At 74.7% G+C, this 14,662-nt stretch carries 12 protein-coding genes and 2 pseudogenes; 3 read left to right on the forward strand and 11 right to left on the reverse strand.

Annotation, left to right across the window (positions count from 1 at the left end; genetic code table 11):
* Positions 1-451 precede the first annotated feature (451 nt).
* Positions 452-1,111 carry a response regulator transcription factor gene (locus tag AB0C76_RS26995; RefSeq protein WP_359970515.1) on the forward strand — a complete coding sequence of 220 codons (660 nt, stop codon included), beginning with the start codon at positions 452-454 and terminating at the stop codon, positions 1,109-1,111.
* A 67-nt stretch (positions 1,112-1,178) separates the two neighbouring features.
* The gene (locus tag AB0C76_RS27000) at positions 1,179-2,297 is read left to right on the forward strand and encodes a phosphotransferase (RefSeq protein WP_359970517.1); all 1,119 of its coding nucleotides are present in this window, start codon (positions 1,179-1,181) and stop codon (positions 2,295-2,297) included.
* A gap of 136 nt (positions 2,298-2,433) precedes the next feature.
* Here AB0C76_RS27000 and AB0C76_RS27005 read toward each other — a convergent pair whose 3' ends face one another.
* The 11 genes and pseudogenes from AB0C76_RS27005 to AB0C76_RS27055 all read right to left on the reverse strand — a co-directional run bounded on the left by AB0C76_RS27005 (position 2,434) and on the right by AB0C76_RS27055 (position 13,993).
* On the reverse strand, positions 2,434-3,996 hold the full coding sequence (locus tag AB0C76_RS27005; protein WP_359970537.1) for a protein kinase: 1,563 nt from the start codon (positions 3,994-3,996) through the stop codon (positions 2,434-2,436).
* A gap of 306 nt (positions 3,997-4,302) precedes the next feature.
* Positions 4,303-5,709, reverse strand: coding sequence for a protein kinase (locus AB0C76_RS27010; RefSeq protein WP_359970519.1), 1,407 nt, complete (start codon positions 5,707-5,709; stop codon positions 4,303-4,305).
* 302 nt (positions 5,710-6,011) lie between these two features.
* Positions 6,012-6,587: a bacterial proteasome activator family protein gene (locus tag AB0C76_RS27015; protein ID WP_359970521.1), complete on the reverse strand. Its 576-nt coding sequence runs from the start codon at positions 6,585-6,587 to the stop codon at positions 6,012-6,014.
* Between the two features lie 265 nt (positions 6,588-6,852).
* Positions 6,853-7,542, reverse strand: a complete 690-nt coding sequence (locus AB0C76_RS27020) for a hypothetical protein (RefSeq protein WP_359970523.1) — start codon at positions 7,540-7,542, stop codon at positions 6,853-6,855.
* Between the two features lie 136 nt (positions 7,543-7,678).
* Positions 7,679-8,656, reverse strand: a complete 978-nt coding sequence (locus AB0C76_RS27025; protein ID WP_359970525.1) for an NAD(P)H-quinone oxidoreductase — start codon at positions 8,654-8,656, stop codon at positions 7,679-7,681.
* Positions 8,657-8,868: 212 nt separating this feature from the next.
* Positions 8,869-9,858: a potassium channel family protein gene (locus tag AB0C76_RS27030; protein WP_359970539.1), complete on the reverse strand. Its 990-nt coding sequence runs from the start codon at positions 9,856-9,858 to the stop codon at positions 8,869-8,871.
* A gap of 136 nt (positions 9,859-9,994) precedes the next feature.
* Positions 9,995-11,176: a molybdopterin molybdotransferase MoeA gene (locus AB0C76_RS27035; protein WP_359970541.1), complete on the reverse strand. Its 1,182-nt coding sequence runs from the start codon at positions 11,174-11,176 to the stop codon at positions 9,995-9,997.
* A gap of 50 nt (positions 11,177-11,226) precedes the next feature.
* A pseudogene (locus tag AB0C76_RS27040) lies at positions 11,227-11,505 on the reverse strand (DUF6457 domain-containing protein); the annotation flags it as partial.
* Between the two features lie 193 nt (positions 11,506-11,698).
* Positions 11,699-12,262, reverse strand: a pseudogene (locus AB0C76_RS27045) (molybdenum cofactor guanylyltransferase); the annotation flags it as partial.
* A 16-nt stretch (positions 12,263-12,278) separates the two neighbouring features.
* Entirely contained in the window at positions 12,279-13,208 is a 930-nt protein-coding gene (locus tag AB0C76_RS27050) for an MBL fold metallo-hydrolase (protein ID WP_359970527.1), read from the reverse strand.
* A 149-nt stretch (positions 13,209-13,357) separates the two neighbouring features.
* Positions 13,358-13,993 (reverse strand): NAD(P)H-dependent oxidoreductase, encoded by a 636-nt coding sequence (locus AB0C76_RS27055; RefSeq protein WP_359970529.1) that lies wholly within the window; start codon positions 13,991-13,993, stop codon positions 13,358-13,360.
* A 107-nt stretch (positions 13,994-14,100) separates the two neighbouring features.
* Here AB0C76_RS27055 and AB0C76_RS27060 point away from each other — a divergent pair, with 107 nt between their 5' ends.
* On the forward strand, positions 14,101-14,502 hold the full coding sequence (locus tag AB0C76_RS27060) for a helix-turn-helix domain-containing protein (protein WP_359970531.1): 402 nt from the start codon (positions 14,101-14,103) through the stop codon (positions 14,500-14,502).
* Positions 14,503-14,662: the final 160 nt, after the last annotated feature.

Raw genomic sequence — 14,662 nt, forward strand, 5'->3', positions numbered from 1 at the left:
GGGCCCTCGCCGTGCTTTTGACGGTCACGTTCACTCCTCGGTCTGTCCGGCCGCCCGGGGTCGCCGGTGACCGGTCCGGTCACCGCCTCGCGGGGCGCGTGGGTATGCGCACCTGTTGCGGGGCAGGTGGTGATCCTGTTCCGACGGCGTCCCTCACGAGAACGTTACCCAGCGTCCGCCCTTGGCGCGCCTGCGCTAGGACGTCCTACTTGTTCAGGGCCTACAACCCAGAGGGTGCCGCGCTCGGCTCGCCGTCGATTGGGTGGGATGACGGACCGCGTGACGCAGCTCTCAATTCGGGCGCCTTCAGGACACCAGCGCACGTTATCCGGGCGACGGCCCGTACGTAAGGGGGTTCTCGGTATCGGTTTCGGACCGGTCTGGCCGGAACACGCCCCTGGGGCAGTACGTGCGAGAGGCCGCTTGTAGGGTGATATGGGAGGTTTTGGGTGTGAGTGATAACGGACAAATCAGAGTTTTCCTGCTCGACGACCACGAGGTGGTCCGGCGGGGCGTGCACGACCTGCTCTCGGTCGAGGACGACATCGAGGTGGTCGGGGAGGCGGGCACCGCCGCCGAGGCGATCACCCGGATCCCCGCCGTCCACCCGGACGTGGCCGTGCTCGACGTGCGGCTGCCGGACGGCAACGGGGTCGAGGTATGCCGGGAGGTCCGTTCGCGGCTGCCCGAGCTGAAGTGCCTGATGCTGACCTCCTTCTCGGACGACGAGGCGCTGTTCGACTCGATCATGGCCGGGGCCTCCGGCTACGTCCTGAAGGCCATCCGCGGCACCGACCTGATCACCGCGGTGCGGGACGTCGCGGCCGGCAAGTCGCTGCTCGACCCGGTCGCCACCAGCCGGGTGCTCGCCCGGCTGCGCGACGGCGGCGAGAAGGAGGACGAACGGCTCGCCCAGCTCACCAAGCAGGAGCGCCGGATCCTCGATCTGATCGGCGAGGGGATGACGAATCGCCAGATCGGCAATGAGTTGCACCTGGCCGAGAAGACGGTGAAGAACTACGTCTCCAGTCTGCTCGCCAAGATGGGCATGGAGCGGCGCACCCAGGCGGCGGCCTTCGTGGCTCGGCACCAGGCCGACCACCAGCACTGAGCCCGAGCTCAATCACAGTTCTGACGACTTGTCAAGGGCCCCCGCAAGGGGGCCATACCCTCTGGCTGTGACTTTCAGCCAGACCCTTGCCTGCGCCCCGGCCCGCCCCGACCTCGCCGCCCCGCCGATAGGGACCCTCAGCCCGCCCGTCCCGCGCGCCGCTCTGGCCGAGGTCCTGTGCCGCTACCCGATCGGGCGGATACTGACCGCCGAACCGGTCGCCGAGGGGCTGCTCAACCGCGGCTACCGGGTCGTGACCGAGGCCGGTCCCCATTTCTTGAAGTGCTACGTCGACGCCGCCACCGCCAACCGTCCGAAGATCGTCGCCCACCACCGCGCCATGGCCGCGCTGCACGCCCTCGGCCTGCCCGTCGCACCCCCGCTGACCCGCACGGACGGCGCCGGGACGGTGGCCTCCTCCGGCGGCCGGCTGTTCGCCGTGTTCCCGTGGGTCGATGGCCGACACCGACACGGTACGGAGCTCCCCCTGCCGCAGTGCGACGCGCTCGGCGCGCTGCTCGGCCACCTGCACGGCGCGCTCGACGACGTCTGCGCCCCGCTCGACCAGCCCGACGGCTACCGCAGCGCCGACCCGCTCGACAGCGCCGACCTCGCCCGCGACCTGCTCGGACACGCCCGCGCTCACCGTCCCCACGACGACCTCGACGCCCTGGTCGAACGGCGGCTCGCCGAACGGCTGGAACTGCTCGCCGACCACGCCCACCGCCGCCCCGCCCCGCAGGCCGCCCCGCCCACCGGCTGGACCCACGGCGACTTCCACGGCCTGAACCTGCTCCACCCGCAGGCGCCCGACGCCCCCGGCGCGCCCGGGGCGGACGGCGTCGTGGCCGTCCTGGACTGGGACAAGCTCGGCCCGCAGCCGCGCGCCGAGGAGGCCGTCCGCGCCGCCACGCTGCTCTTCAACGACCGGACGACGGGCACGCTCGACCTCGTCCGGGTCCGGCACTACTCGCAGGCCTACCGGGCCACCGGCGCCGCCACCCCCGAACACCTGGCCGCCGCCGCCCACCGGGTCTGGTGGGAGCGGCTGAACGACTTCTGGATGCTGCAGTGGCGCTACCAGCGGGGCGACCACCGCGCCGACCCGCTCTACCCCGCCTCGGCGGGCCAGTTGGCGTGGTGGTGCCAGGAGTACGAACAGGTCCTGGACGCCTTCGCCAACTGACCCCGGCCGGAAGCCGGTTCAGCCCCCGATCAGCCGAGCGTCGGCGGCGCCGTGATCGGGGGCCTTTCCATTGGCTGCGGACCGGGTCCGGATCGGCGGCGACTCACCCGACCGAGACCCGTTCCGACCTGTTCCGTCAGGGCGTCGCCGGCGGGGACACCGGTACCGTCACCGGCGGCTGCGACTTGCTCGGGACCGGATTGCCGGTCGGCGTGCTGCCGCCGCCGCTCGGCGTCGACGGCGCCGTCGTCGGGGTGCTGGACGCCGACGAGGAGGCGGTCGGGGTGTGCGTCCCGGTCGGCGTCGGCGTCTGGCTCTGCGTGTGCCTGTTCGTCGGCTGCGGCGACATGTTGTTGCCGCCGTTGCCGCCGCCGTAGTTGCCGCTGTCGGTCGGCTGCGAAGGCCTCCGGCTGTTCGTGTTGGAGGCCGGCGGGCTCTGGCTGCCGCTCGCGGGCGGCGTGGTGGCGTCGGTGCTGCTCACCGCCGGGGCGGGCGAGCTGGGACCGAGGTCGGTGCCGCCACCGCCACCACCGCCCCCGCCGCTGAGCGCGAGCGCGATGCCGACGCCGGCCGCGACCAGCACGGCCGCGATGCCGGCCACCCAGGCCCACGGCCCGCGCCGCCGCCCGTACCCGTCGTCGTCCCCGTCGTCGTGGCCACCGTCGTACGGGCCGCCGGGGCCCTGGTAGGGCGAGGACGGGGTGTGCGGGCCCGCGGGCGGCCGCCCGCCGTGGTACGGCAGCACCGAGGTCGCGTCGCCCGCGCCGATCGCGCCGAAGGCCGCGGTGGCCGCCGTCTGGTCCGGCCGGATCACCTGCGTGGCGCCGGTGTCGCCCGGCCCCGCCACGGGCAGCCCGGCCGTGGCGCCGGCCCAGCCGGCCCCGGCCGAGCCGTGCATCTCGCGCAGCGCGTGCTGGACGTGCGCGCGGAACTCGTCGGCGTCCTGGAAGCGGTCGTCCGGGTTCTTCGCGAGCGAGCGCAGCACGATCCCGTCGAGGCCGACCGGCACCCGGCTGTTGGCCTGCGACGGCGGCACCGGCAGGTCCTGGACGTGCTGGTAGACCACCGAGAGCGGGGTGTCGCCGGTGAACGGCGGGCGCAGCGTCAGCAGCTCGTAGAGCATGCAGCCCGCCGCGTAGAGGTCGGAGCGGTGGTCGACCGGCTTGCCGAGGGCCTGCTCGGGCGAGAGGTACTGCGGGGTGCCCATCACCATGCCGGTCTGGGTCATGGTGGTGGCCCCGCCGGTCAGCGCGCGGGCGATGCCGAAGTCCATCACCTTGACCGCGCCGGTGGTCGTGATGATCACGTTGGCGGGCTTGATGTCGCGGTGCACGATGCCGTGCCGGTGGCTGTAGGCGAGCGCCTCCAGCACCCCGGCGATGATGATCAGCGCCTGGTCGACCGGCGGCGCGGCCTCGTCCACCAGCAGCTCGCGGACGGTCCGGCCCTCGACCAGCTCCATCACGATGTACGGGGTGGACTCGTCGCCGAAGTACTCCTCGCCCGTGTCGTAGACCGAGACGATCGAGTGGTGGTTGAGCGCCGCGACGGCGTGCGCCTCGCGGGTGAACCGCGCCCGGGCGATGTCGTCCTGGGCGAGCTCGCCGCGCAGCAGCTTGACCGCGACGGTCCGGCCGAGCCGGATGTCCTCGGCGGCGAACACCTCGGCCATGCCGCCGCGGCCGAGCCGGTGGGTCATCCGGTAGCGGCCGTCACCGACCGTGCCCAGCGGGGCGGCGGTGCCGCGCCCGGGGGTCTGCGGGCCGCCGGGCGGCACCGGCGGGAACGCGCTGGTCGCGGCGTCGCTCCCGGGCGCGCTCGGCTGCGGGGCCCCGCCGGTCCGGCCGGCCGCCCGGGCGCCCTCGTCGTCGTCCGGATGCTGCGTCTGTGCCATCGCTCCTCGCCCCGGGCGTTCGCTCGGATCGCGGTGCCCTGTCGCTTTCGTATCCCCGAACGCTACCGCCTCCGGCGAGCGCCGTGGCACGCCCGATCCGGCCGCTACCGGTCAGCGCGGCCCGGAGCGGTCGGGGGTGTCCAGCACCAGCACCACGGCGGACGGCGCGGCGCTGCCGTAGGTGGTCTTGTGGGTGTTGTTCGCCTTGTTGATCACGATCGCGATGATGATGCCCGCCAGGACGAGCACCCCGATGATGATCATGATGACCACGGCCGCCGTCGAGCAGCCGCCCCCACCGGCCGCCGGGGCCGGGTTCGGCCGGTACGGCGGCACGGGCTGCGGCGGCGGGGTGTGCGCGGGCCGCTGGAACGGCTGCGGCGTCTGGTACGCCGGCGGCGGGGTCTGGTACTGCGGCTGCTGCTGCGGGAAGGGGTGCGGCGTCTGCGGCGCCTGCGGACGCGGGGTCTGGTAGGCCGGCGGCGGCGTCTGGTACTGCGGCTGCTGCGGCGCACCGCCCTGCTGGAGGTACTGCGGGTGCGGGGTGGCCGGGTTCTGCGGCGCGGCGTGCACCGAGCGCGGGCCCTCGTTGATCACCAGCGGCGTGCTCGCCTGCAGCGAGTGCCCGCCGCCGCCCTTGAGCTCGGCGATCAGCCGCTCCGCCTCGTCCCGCATGGCCTCGGCGCTCGCGAAGCGGTGCGCCGGGTCCTTGCGCAGTGCCTGGGCCACGAACGCGTCCACCGCCGGCGGGATCGACGGGTTCATCGTGGACGGCGCCGGCGGCTCCTCCTGCACGTGCTTGTAGGCGATCGAGAACGCCGAGTCGCCGTCGAAGACCAGCTGGCCGGTGAGCATCTCGAAGAGCATCACGCCCACCGAGTACAGGTCGGAGCGGGCGTCGACCGGCTTGCCGAGGGCCTGCTCGGGCGACAGGTACTGCGGGGTGCCGACCACCATGCCGGTCTGGGTCATCGACGTGACGCCGGACTCCAGCGCCCGGGCGATGCCGAAGTCCATGACCTTGACGTTGCCCTTGCGGTCGAACATGACGTTGCCCGGCTTGATGTCGCGGTGCACGAGACCCATGTCGTGCGAGGCCTCCAGCGCGTTCAGCACGCCGATGGTGACCCGCAGGGCCTCCTCGGTCGGCATCGCGCCGTACTGCGCGACCGCCTCGTTGATCGTCTCGCGCAGGCCCTTGCCGTCGATCAGCTGCATGACGATGTACGGCGTGCTGGAGCCGTCGGGGGCGACGTCCTCACCGCTGTCGTACACCGTGACGATGTTCGGGTGCTCCAGGCGGGCCACCGCCTGCGCCTCGCGGCGGAACCGCTCCTTGAACGAGTCGTCCCGGCCCAGCTCGCTGTGCATGCTCTTCAGCGCGACCTGGCGGCCCAGCACGCTGTCGAACGCGAGGTGCACGGAGGCCATGCCGCCCTCGCCCAGCAGCCGCTGCAACACGTAGCGGCCGTTGCCCAGGGAGTAGCCCTCGACCGCCGCGTTGCCGTGCTCGCTCATCTGCTGCTCCCCCTCGGCGCGGGCGTCACCGCCGCGACCGTGACGTTCGGTCTCGTCCGTGCGTGCTGCGGTCCGGGCCCGTCGGCCGGCCCGGTCCCCTGCCGCGGCGGCTGCACCGGCCTGCGACAGGGGGCCAGGGTATCGGCTCTCGCCGACGGTGATCGGTCCAGGGCCGGTCCTCGCTCCCGGGCCCGGCGGCTACCCGCCGGTAGCCCGCCCGGCGGCGGGCCGTCCCGGTACGACCGGCGGGTGCGGCCGTGCGGGCGCGGCCCGCGGGTGCGGCCCGTGGCCCACGGGTGGGCCTACAGGTACGGGCCGGAGCGGATCCCGCGGCCCTGACCGGGCTCGTCCTCGTCCGGCTCGCCGCCGTGCAGACCGGGCGGCAGCGCCCGGCGCATCTGCTCCAGCTGCGCCCGCGCGGCCATCTGCTGAGCGAACAGCGCGGTCTGGATCCCGTGGAACAGCCCCTCCAGCCAGCCGACCAGCTGGGCCTGCGCGATCCGCAGCTCCGCCTCGGTCGGGATGGAGTCCTCGGTGAACGGCAACGACAGCCGCTCCAGCTCCGCGACCAGCTCGGGGGCCAGGCCGAGCTCCAGCTCCTTGATGGAGCTCGCGTGGATGTCCTTCAGCCGCGCCCGGCTGGCCTCGTCGAGGGGCGCCGCCCGGACCTCCTCCAGCAGCTGCTTGATCATGCTGCCGATCCGCATGACCTTGGCGGGCTGCTCGACCATCTCGGTCACCGGGAGCTCGCGCGGCCCCTCGCCCTCGTCGTCCCCCGCCGGGCCCGCGAACCCCTGGCCCACCGGCATCCCGTCCGGTCCGAGGATCAGCACCTTCTGGCCGTCCTGCGACGAGCTCTCGTTCATCGGATTCGTCATGAACAACATTCTCTCTCACTGGGGTTGGTCGGGCGGAAGCCCCCGGCCCGCACGGCCGGTCCCGACAGTACGCCCAGGCCGGCCCCCGGGAATCCGTACGGATACTCAGTTCTCGCGCGCCGCACCGTCGCACCACCCCCGATCCACCGCAACCCCGCACACAACCTCCCCCACACCCACGCGCGCCGCACCGGCCCCCTCCGCCGGATCCGCGCCCCTCGCGCACGGGCCTCCCCGCCCCACCGGCCGTCTCCCGCCGGGCGGCCTACCAGCCCCTGCGCAGACGCAGGCCGACCAGGCCGAGCCCGCAGCCGATGAGGCTCAGGCCGGCGCCGAGGGGGAGCTGCAGGGTGGAGGCGTCGCCCCAGCGGGCCGGGATCACGGTGGGGGCGGCGATGGCCTGCGTGGTGGCCGTCGTGGCGGTGTCAGGGGCCGCGTCGTCGGCCGGGGCGTCCGGGGCGTCGGTGTCGCCCGTCTCGGGGGCCTGTTCGGCGGACTGGTCCGGGGCCTGCTCGACGGCCCCCTCGGACGCCTGGGCCGGCGCCTGGTCCGGCGACTGTTGCGGCGAGGTGTCCGGCGACTGTTGCGGCGACTGCTGCGGCGAGGTGTCCGGCGCCTGCTCCGGCGCGGCGGGCCGGTGGCGGTGGGCGCGCGGGTCCCAGTCGTCCGGGCGGGCGTGGATGGCCGCACGCTCCGGCGGCGCGGCGGACGGGACGGTGCCCCTGGACCAGTCGGAGCCGTCCGGCCCGCCCGACCGGTCCGGGCCGTCGGCCCGGTCCGAGGCCTCCGCCGAGCTCGCCGCCCCCGGGCCGGGGGCGGCGACGGCCACCGTCGCGGCGGCCAGCGGCAGGACCAGCCCGAGCACGGCCGCCGCGGCCAGCCGGCGGGCCCGGGCGGGGCGGCGGGAGGGAGCGGCGGGCAGCGGCCCGAGGTGCGCGTGCTTTGGTGCGGCCACGGTCGGAGGTCCTTCCGACGGCCGACCGCGCGGGGCGGGGTCGGCGGCGGGACAGCTCCGGACCAGCCTCACACATTCCGGCAATCAGGGCATTTCGGACGCCACGCGGGCACCCCCGCCGCCGCACCCGCGAGCCTCAGGCCCGCAGCACGACCTTGCCCACCTGCTCCCCCCGCTCCAGCACCCGGTGCGCGGCCCCCGCCTCCGTCAGCGGCAGCACCCGGTCGACCACCGGCTTGACCACGCCAGACTCGACCAGCGGCCACACGTGCTCCCGCACCGCCGCCACGATCGCCGCCTTCTCCGCCAGCGGCCGCCCGCGCAGGTTGGTGGCGACGACCGCGCCGCGCTTGCGCAGCAGCGTGTTGAGGTCCAGCTCGGCCTTCACCCCGCCCTGCAGCCCGATGATCACCAGCCTCCCGTTGACGGCGAGCGCGTCGACGTTCCGCTGCAGGTACTTGGCGCCCATGATGTCGAGGATCACGTCCGCCCCGGCCCCGTCGGTGGCCTCCCGGAGCGCCTCGACGAAGTCCTGCTCCCGGTAGTCGATCACGATGTCCGCGCCGAGCTCGGCGCACCGCGCGAGCTTCCCGGCACTGCCCGCCGTGACCGCCACCCGGGCGCCGACGGCCTTGGCCAGCTGGATCGCCATCGTCCCGATGCCACTGGCGCCGCCGTGCACCAGCACGGTCTCGCCGGGCCGCAGGTGCGCGGTGAGGAAGACGTTGGACCACACCGTGCAGGCCACCTCGGGCAGCGCCGCGGCCTCCTCGAAGCCGAGTCCCTTCGGCAGCGGCAGCAGCTGCCCGGTCGGCACCGCGACGCGCTGCGCGTAGCCGCCGCCGGCCAGCAGCGCGCACACCTCGTCGCCGACCGCCCAGCCGGACACGCCCGGCCCGAGGGCGGCGATCCGCCCGGCGCATTCGAGCCCGGGGTACACCGGGGAGCCGGGCGGCGGGTTGTAGAAGCCCTGCCGCTGGAGCAGGTCGGCCCGGTTGACGGCGGTGGCCATCACGTCGACCAGCACCTCGCCGTCACCGGGCACCGGGTCCGGCACCTCCGCCCAGACGAGCGCCTCGGGACCACCGGGTACGGGAATCGTCATCGCATGCATGCCCCGAACCTACTGCGCGCCGCTCCCGGCCCGGGGCAACGGCTTGGGTCCTGTCTTCGAACTCCCGTCGCCCGCCCGGAGGTCGGGCCGCGCGGCGTCGGGGGTCCGTGACCGCAAGGCGGAGGAGGGAGGCGATGCGGTGGAGGCACCTCCCGGCCGTCAGGCTGGGGGAGCGTCGCGCGGCAGACGGGGGTTCGACGACAGGCCCCTGGTCACCCCGCCGACTTGATGACGATCATCCGGTCGGTGAGCCGGAGCACGGCGGCCTCCGGCTCGGTGTAGTTGATCACCCGCCGGCCGCGGACCACCGCCACCACGAGGTCCTCGCACTCGCGCGGGCTGCGCCCGGCCTCGGCCCGGGTGACCGGCCGCTCGACGACGTCCAGGCCGTTGCCGTAGGTGAGCAGGTCCTCCATGACCGCCCCGGCGTGCGGGCTGAGCATGGACAGCCCGAGCAGCCGGCCGGCCGAACTGGAGCTGGTGACGACGACGTCCGCGCCGCTCTGCCGCAGCAGCGGCGCGTTCTCGTCCTCGCGGACGGCCGCGACCACGGTGGCGGCCTTGTTGAGCTGGCGCGCCGTCAGCGTGACCAGGACGGCGGTGTCGTCCCGCTCGGGCGCGACGACGATCCGGGCGGCCGTCGGGAGCGCCGCGCGCAACAGGGTGTCGGTGCGGGTGGCGTCGCCGACGACGCCGACGAGGCCGTGCTGGGAGGCGTGCTCGATCACCTTGCGCTGCGGATCGACGACGACGATCTCGTCCTTCTTCACGCCCTGCCCGAGCAGCGTGTCGACGGCGCTGCGGCCCTTCGTGCCGTACCCGATCACGACGGTGTGCTCGCGCACGGTGGACCTCCAGCGGTTCAACCGCCACTGCTGGCGGGTGCGTTCGGTGAGCACCTCTAGCGTGGTGCCGACCAGGATGATCAGGAACAGCACGCGCAGCGGGGTGATCACCAGGATGTTGGTGAGCCGGGCACCCGAGCTGTACGGCGTGATGTCGCCGTACCCGGTGGTGGAGAGCGTCACGGTCGCGTAGTACGCCGAGTCGAGGAAGCCGAGCCCGCCACCGGCGTTGTCGTTGTAGCCGTCCCGGTCGAGGTAGACGATCACCGTGGTGGCGACCAGGACGGCGAGGGCGAGCAGCAGCCGCGAACCGACCTGCCGGACGGCGGGCGCGCTGCGCCGGGCCGGCAGCACGATCCCGGCGTCCGCCCACGGTTCGGTGCCCGGCGCCGGCCCGCGCAGGAGCTTGCTCACGCGCCGGCCCCTCCCCCGGCCTGGCGGCCGGGTGGGGATCCCCCTGGCCGCCGGCTGGAAACGTGGGCCCACCGCTCGCTCACGGAGCCTCCAGCAGCTCGACGAGGTCGCCGGCCCGCGCACCGCCCGGCGGGACGACGGCGAGCGCCTCGGCCCGGGCCAGGCCGCGCAGCATGGCGGGCCCGTCGAAGGCGAGCGGGGCGACGCCGTCGGCGGTGCGCCGGACGGGCAGCAGCCGGGTGTCCGCCGGGTGCCCGGCCAGCGTGACGGCGGCGGGTGCGGGGGCCGGGCCGCCGGCGGGCCGGCCGCTGCGGGCGTGCAGCAGCGGCAGCGCGAGCGTGACGGTGCCGGCGACGGCGGCCAGCGGGTTGCCCGGCAGGCCCACCAGGTGGCGCCCGCCGGGGAGTTCGCCCGGGAGCCGGCCCGGTGGCAGTTCGGCGAGCAGCATCGGGTGGCCGGGGCGGACGGCGACGCCGTCGACCAGCAGCCGGGCGCCGACCTCGTCGAGCGCACGGTGCAGGAAGTCGACCGGGCCGGCCGCGGTGCCGCCGGTGGTGACGACGACGTCGGCGGTGGAGTGCCGGAGCGCGTCCCGCAGCAGCCCGAAGTCGTCCCGGACGGGCCGGACCCCGGCCACCTCGGCACCGCACGCCCGCAGCCACGGCGGCAGCATCGGCCCGAGCGCGTCCCGGACGAGACCGGGCCCCGGCACCCCGGACGCGACCAACTCGTCACCGAGGACCAGGAGTTCGACGACCGGGCGGCGGCGGACCTGGAGCCGGTCGTGGCCACAGGCGGCGGCGAGGCCGAGCACCGCCGCGTCGACGGGGGTGCCGCCGGGCAGCAATGCCTCGCCCCGGCGGCACTCCTGGCCGCGCGGACGGACGTCCTGACCGGTGGTCGTCGGCCGGGGACCGCAGTCCCGCAGCAGCGCGCCGTCCGTCGAGCCGTGCTCGCGGCGCAGCACGGCGGTGGCACCGGGCGGCAGTTGGGCGCCGGTGGCGATCTCGACGGCGGTGCCGTCGGCCAGCGGCGCGACGGCGGCCCGCCCGGCCAGCAGCCGCCCGGCGACCCGCCAGGGGCCGGGGCCGGCGACCGCCCAGCCGTCCATGGCGGAGGTGTCGAAGGCGGGCAGGTCGGTGAGGGCGGCCAGCGGCTCGGCGAGGGTGTGGCCGAGGGCGGCGGCGAGCGGCAGCACGACCGGCGGCAGCGGGCGCAGCCCGGCCCGGCGGGCGGTCTCGCGGGCCAGTGGCCAGGCCATGGTGCCGGGCCCGGCCGGGGGCACGGTCACGGCGGTCTCCTCGACGGCCGTCACTGCCGGCCCGGCCCGTCCGGCCCGGTCGGCCCGTCCGGCCCGTCCGACGCACTCCAGCGCTCGGCGAGCACAGCGGTGCGGCGGGCCGCCTCGGCGACGGCCTCGGGGCCGCCGCCCTGCTGGGCGGCCGCGTACCCGATCAGAAAGGCGGTCAGCGGCGCGGCCGGCCTGGCCACCCCGTGCGCGACCACCCGGGTGAGGTCCAGCAGGCCGCGGACATCGACGTCCAGGTCGATCCCCAGTTCGGCGCGGACCTCCGCGATCCAGTCATCCAGCGTGCGCTCCATGCGCCCCATGCTGCCTGATCGGCGGTTTCCCCGTGATGTTCCCCCGGTGTGCGGGGCGCGTCGTTTCCCTCACGCCCCCGCCCGCCGCCAGGTGAGCACCCGCCGCAGTCCCGCCGCAGCACCCGCTGCGAGGGCCGCCGCCACCCCCTTCCTCCCCTCACTTCCCGTCCCGGTCCCACTCACGGGCCCGTTCCAGGTCCTCCCACGTGTCGCAGTCGTACGCCACGTTGTCCGTGTCCGCGACCAGCAGCCGGCCCAGGCCGCCGGTGAGACGGCGCAGCGGGAGGCCGGACGGGTCGCCGAGGGCGGTCAGGGCGCGGCGCAGGGCGGCGGTGCGGTAGGCGGCGGCGAGGGGCTGGTCGCGGCCGCCGGCGTCCACCAGGACGGCCGCCTCGACCTCGGGCTCCGCGTCGTCGAGGGCGGTGACGAGCCGCTCGACCGTGCGCCGGTCGAGGAACGGCAGGTCGGCGGCGAGCAGCAGCACCGTCGAGGCGTCGACCAGGTCGAGCCCGGCCGCGACGGCGGCGACCGGCCCGCCGCCGGGCGGCTGCTCGCGGGTCCAGCGGACGCCGGTGCGGGTGGTGGGCCGGTCCGGGCCGACCACGACGGTGGTGCGGGCTCCGGTGCAGGCGGCGAGCACCCGGTCGAGCAGGGTGGTCTCGCCGACGGTCAGCCCGGGTTTGTCGGCACCGCCGAGGCGCCGGGCGGCCCCGCCCGCCGGAACGATCACGTCGTACGGCGTCATGCGGCCAGTATCCGCCCTACCCGGCCGCGTCCTCCCCCGCGTCCGCCGCCCCTTCCTCCGCTTCTTCGGCCGTCTCCTCGACCGCCCGCCCGACGTTCGCCGCCGCGCTCAGCTCCAGGACGACCGGCAGCGTCAGCTCCCCGTACCGCTCGTTCACCGCCGTGACCAGTGCCTCGGCGTCGTCCGGGTGCTCGGCCAGCAGCCGGTCGAAGTCCTGCAGGTACTCGCCGGTGAAGGCGAGCACCCGGGTCGCGTCGTCTCCCTGCTCGGGCGCCCGGTGCCCGGCGATCACCCGGTCGACGTCGAGGTCGGCGATCCGTCCGAGGTTGTGTCCCCAGGTGACGCGCTGCGCGGGGGTGGTGTCGGCGGTCCACACGTGGGTGCCGTTGTAGACGAAGTCACCGGCGATAACGGTGCGGATGCTGGGAACGTGGACGACGGTGGAGTCGCCGCAGTCGCCCTGCCCGAGCATGAGCACGGGGATCACCTGGCGGTCGAGCATCAGCGGCTGCGGCAGCAGAGGGGCCGGGATCAGCGGGTGGTCGGGGATGTCGTCGCCGTACACGGGCTTCCACTGGGCGACCTTGGCGGCGACGGTGCGGTGGATGCCGTCGACGACCGCCGGTGCGGCGAGCAGCTGGGCCTCGGGGAAGAGCCTCAGCACCTCCTCGGCACCGAAGTAGTGGTCCGGGTGGTGGTGGGTGACGACGATGGCGAGCAGGCGGCGCCCCTTGCCGGCCACCCACTCGGCGAGTTCGCGTCCGGCGCTGCGGGTGAGCTGGGCGTCGACCAGGATCGCGGTCCGCTCGCCGAGGATCAGGGTGGAGGTGGCGAAGAAGGCCGACTCGGGGCCGGTGAAGACGTCGATCTCCAAGGGCCGGACGGGCTGTTCCCCGGTCTCCGCGCGGTCCGCGTCGGCGCTCTCCTCGGACGGGGACGACGTCACGGGTTGCTCCCTCTGGTCGGCGGTCGGGCTCTCTGCGCCCCACCGGTCTGCGCCCTACAGCATGGGAGAACGGGCGCCCGAATACGCGGAAGGCGCGCCCGTGGGGGCGCGCCTTCCGGCGAGGGTCACGTCAGCGGACCGGCCGGGCCTCAGGAAGCGAGCTCCTTGGCCCTGCGGGCGGCGTCCTCCAGCGCGCGGGCCCTGGAGTCGGCGGCGTTCTGGACGAAGTCGGCCATCGCCGGCACCTTCGGCGCCAGGGTGAACTCGGGGACGATGAAGTCGACCTCGAGCCCGAGCATCCCGGTCAGCACCTTCTCCAGGTAGGTGGTGACGAACTCGTAGGGCTCGCGCGGCGCGCCCGGCGCGTAGGAGCCGCCGCGGGCGGCGACCACGGTGACCGGGGTGCCCTTGGCGGAGGGCGTCTCGCCGGCGGTGCGGCCCATCAGGATGACCTGGTCCAGCCAGGCCTTGAGGGTGGACGGGATCGTGAAGTTGTACATCGGGCTGCCGATGACGATCGCGTCGGCCTGCTCCAGCTCGGTCATCAGCTCCTCGCGCAGGGCGAGCGCGGCGTCCTGCTCGGCGGTGCGGCCCCCGGCGGGGACGAAGGTCGCCGAGATCCCGTGCACGTCGAGGTGCGGGACCGGATCGGCGGCGAGGTCGCGGTAGACCACCGTGCCCTCGGGGTGCTGGGCCTGCCAGGCGGCCCGGAACGCCGCCGAGACCTCGCGGGAGACGGAGCCGTCGGCGACGGCGGACGAGTCGATGTGGAGCAGGGTGGGCATGACGGTACCTCCATCGGATAAGTAGCTGCCGTTTCCCTCGCAGCTGCAACTAACGTAGCAGCTTACTTTTCTGCAGTCACTAGGGAACGGTCAGGTAGGCTGGAGCCATGTCCGAGCACGAGGTAGTGACCGACCGCCAACCGGCCGCTTCCGGCGCGTGCGCCGAACAGCGCACCTGCTGCAACGTCGAGCCGGCCCTCACCCGGGTGTTCACGCTGCTCGGCAAGCGCTGGACGGGCCTGCTCGTGGGCGTGCTCAACCACGGCGGCCCCGCCTACTTCTCCGAACTGCGCCGCGCCGTCCCCGGCATCAGCGAACGCATGCTCTCCGACCGCCTCACCGAGCTGACCGAGGCCGGCCTGGTCCTGCGCGAGGTCGACGCGGGCCCGCCGCTGCGCGTGAGCTACCGCCTCACCGACGCGGGCGCGGCCCTGCGGCCCGCGCTCGACGAACTGGCCGTCTGGGCCGACCAGTACCTCCCGGAGAGCGCCCTCAAGGGCGGGTGCTGAGAGTCACCCCCACCCGCACACCCGCCCGCACGCGCACACGACGAAGGGCCCGCCCGCTCACACCTTGGGTTCTAGGAGTCGTTGCAACACCCCAGCTCAGGGGATGCATTGGACTTCGAGATCCGTGAGGACCGGACAGCTCAGGGGCCCGTGAAGCTGA

The organism is Kitasatospora sp. NPDC048722, assembly GCF_040650235.1.
In the GTDB taxonomy this organism is placed as follows: domain Bacteria; phylum Actinomycetota; class Actinomycetes; order Streptomycetales; family Streptomycetaceae; genus Kitasatospora.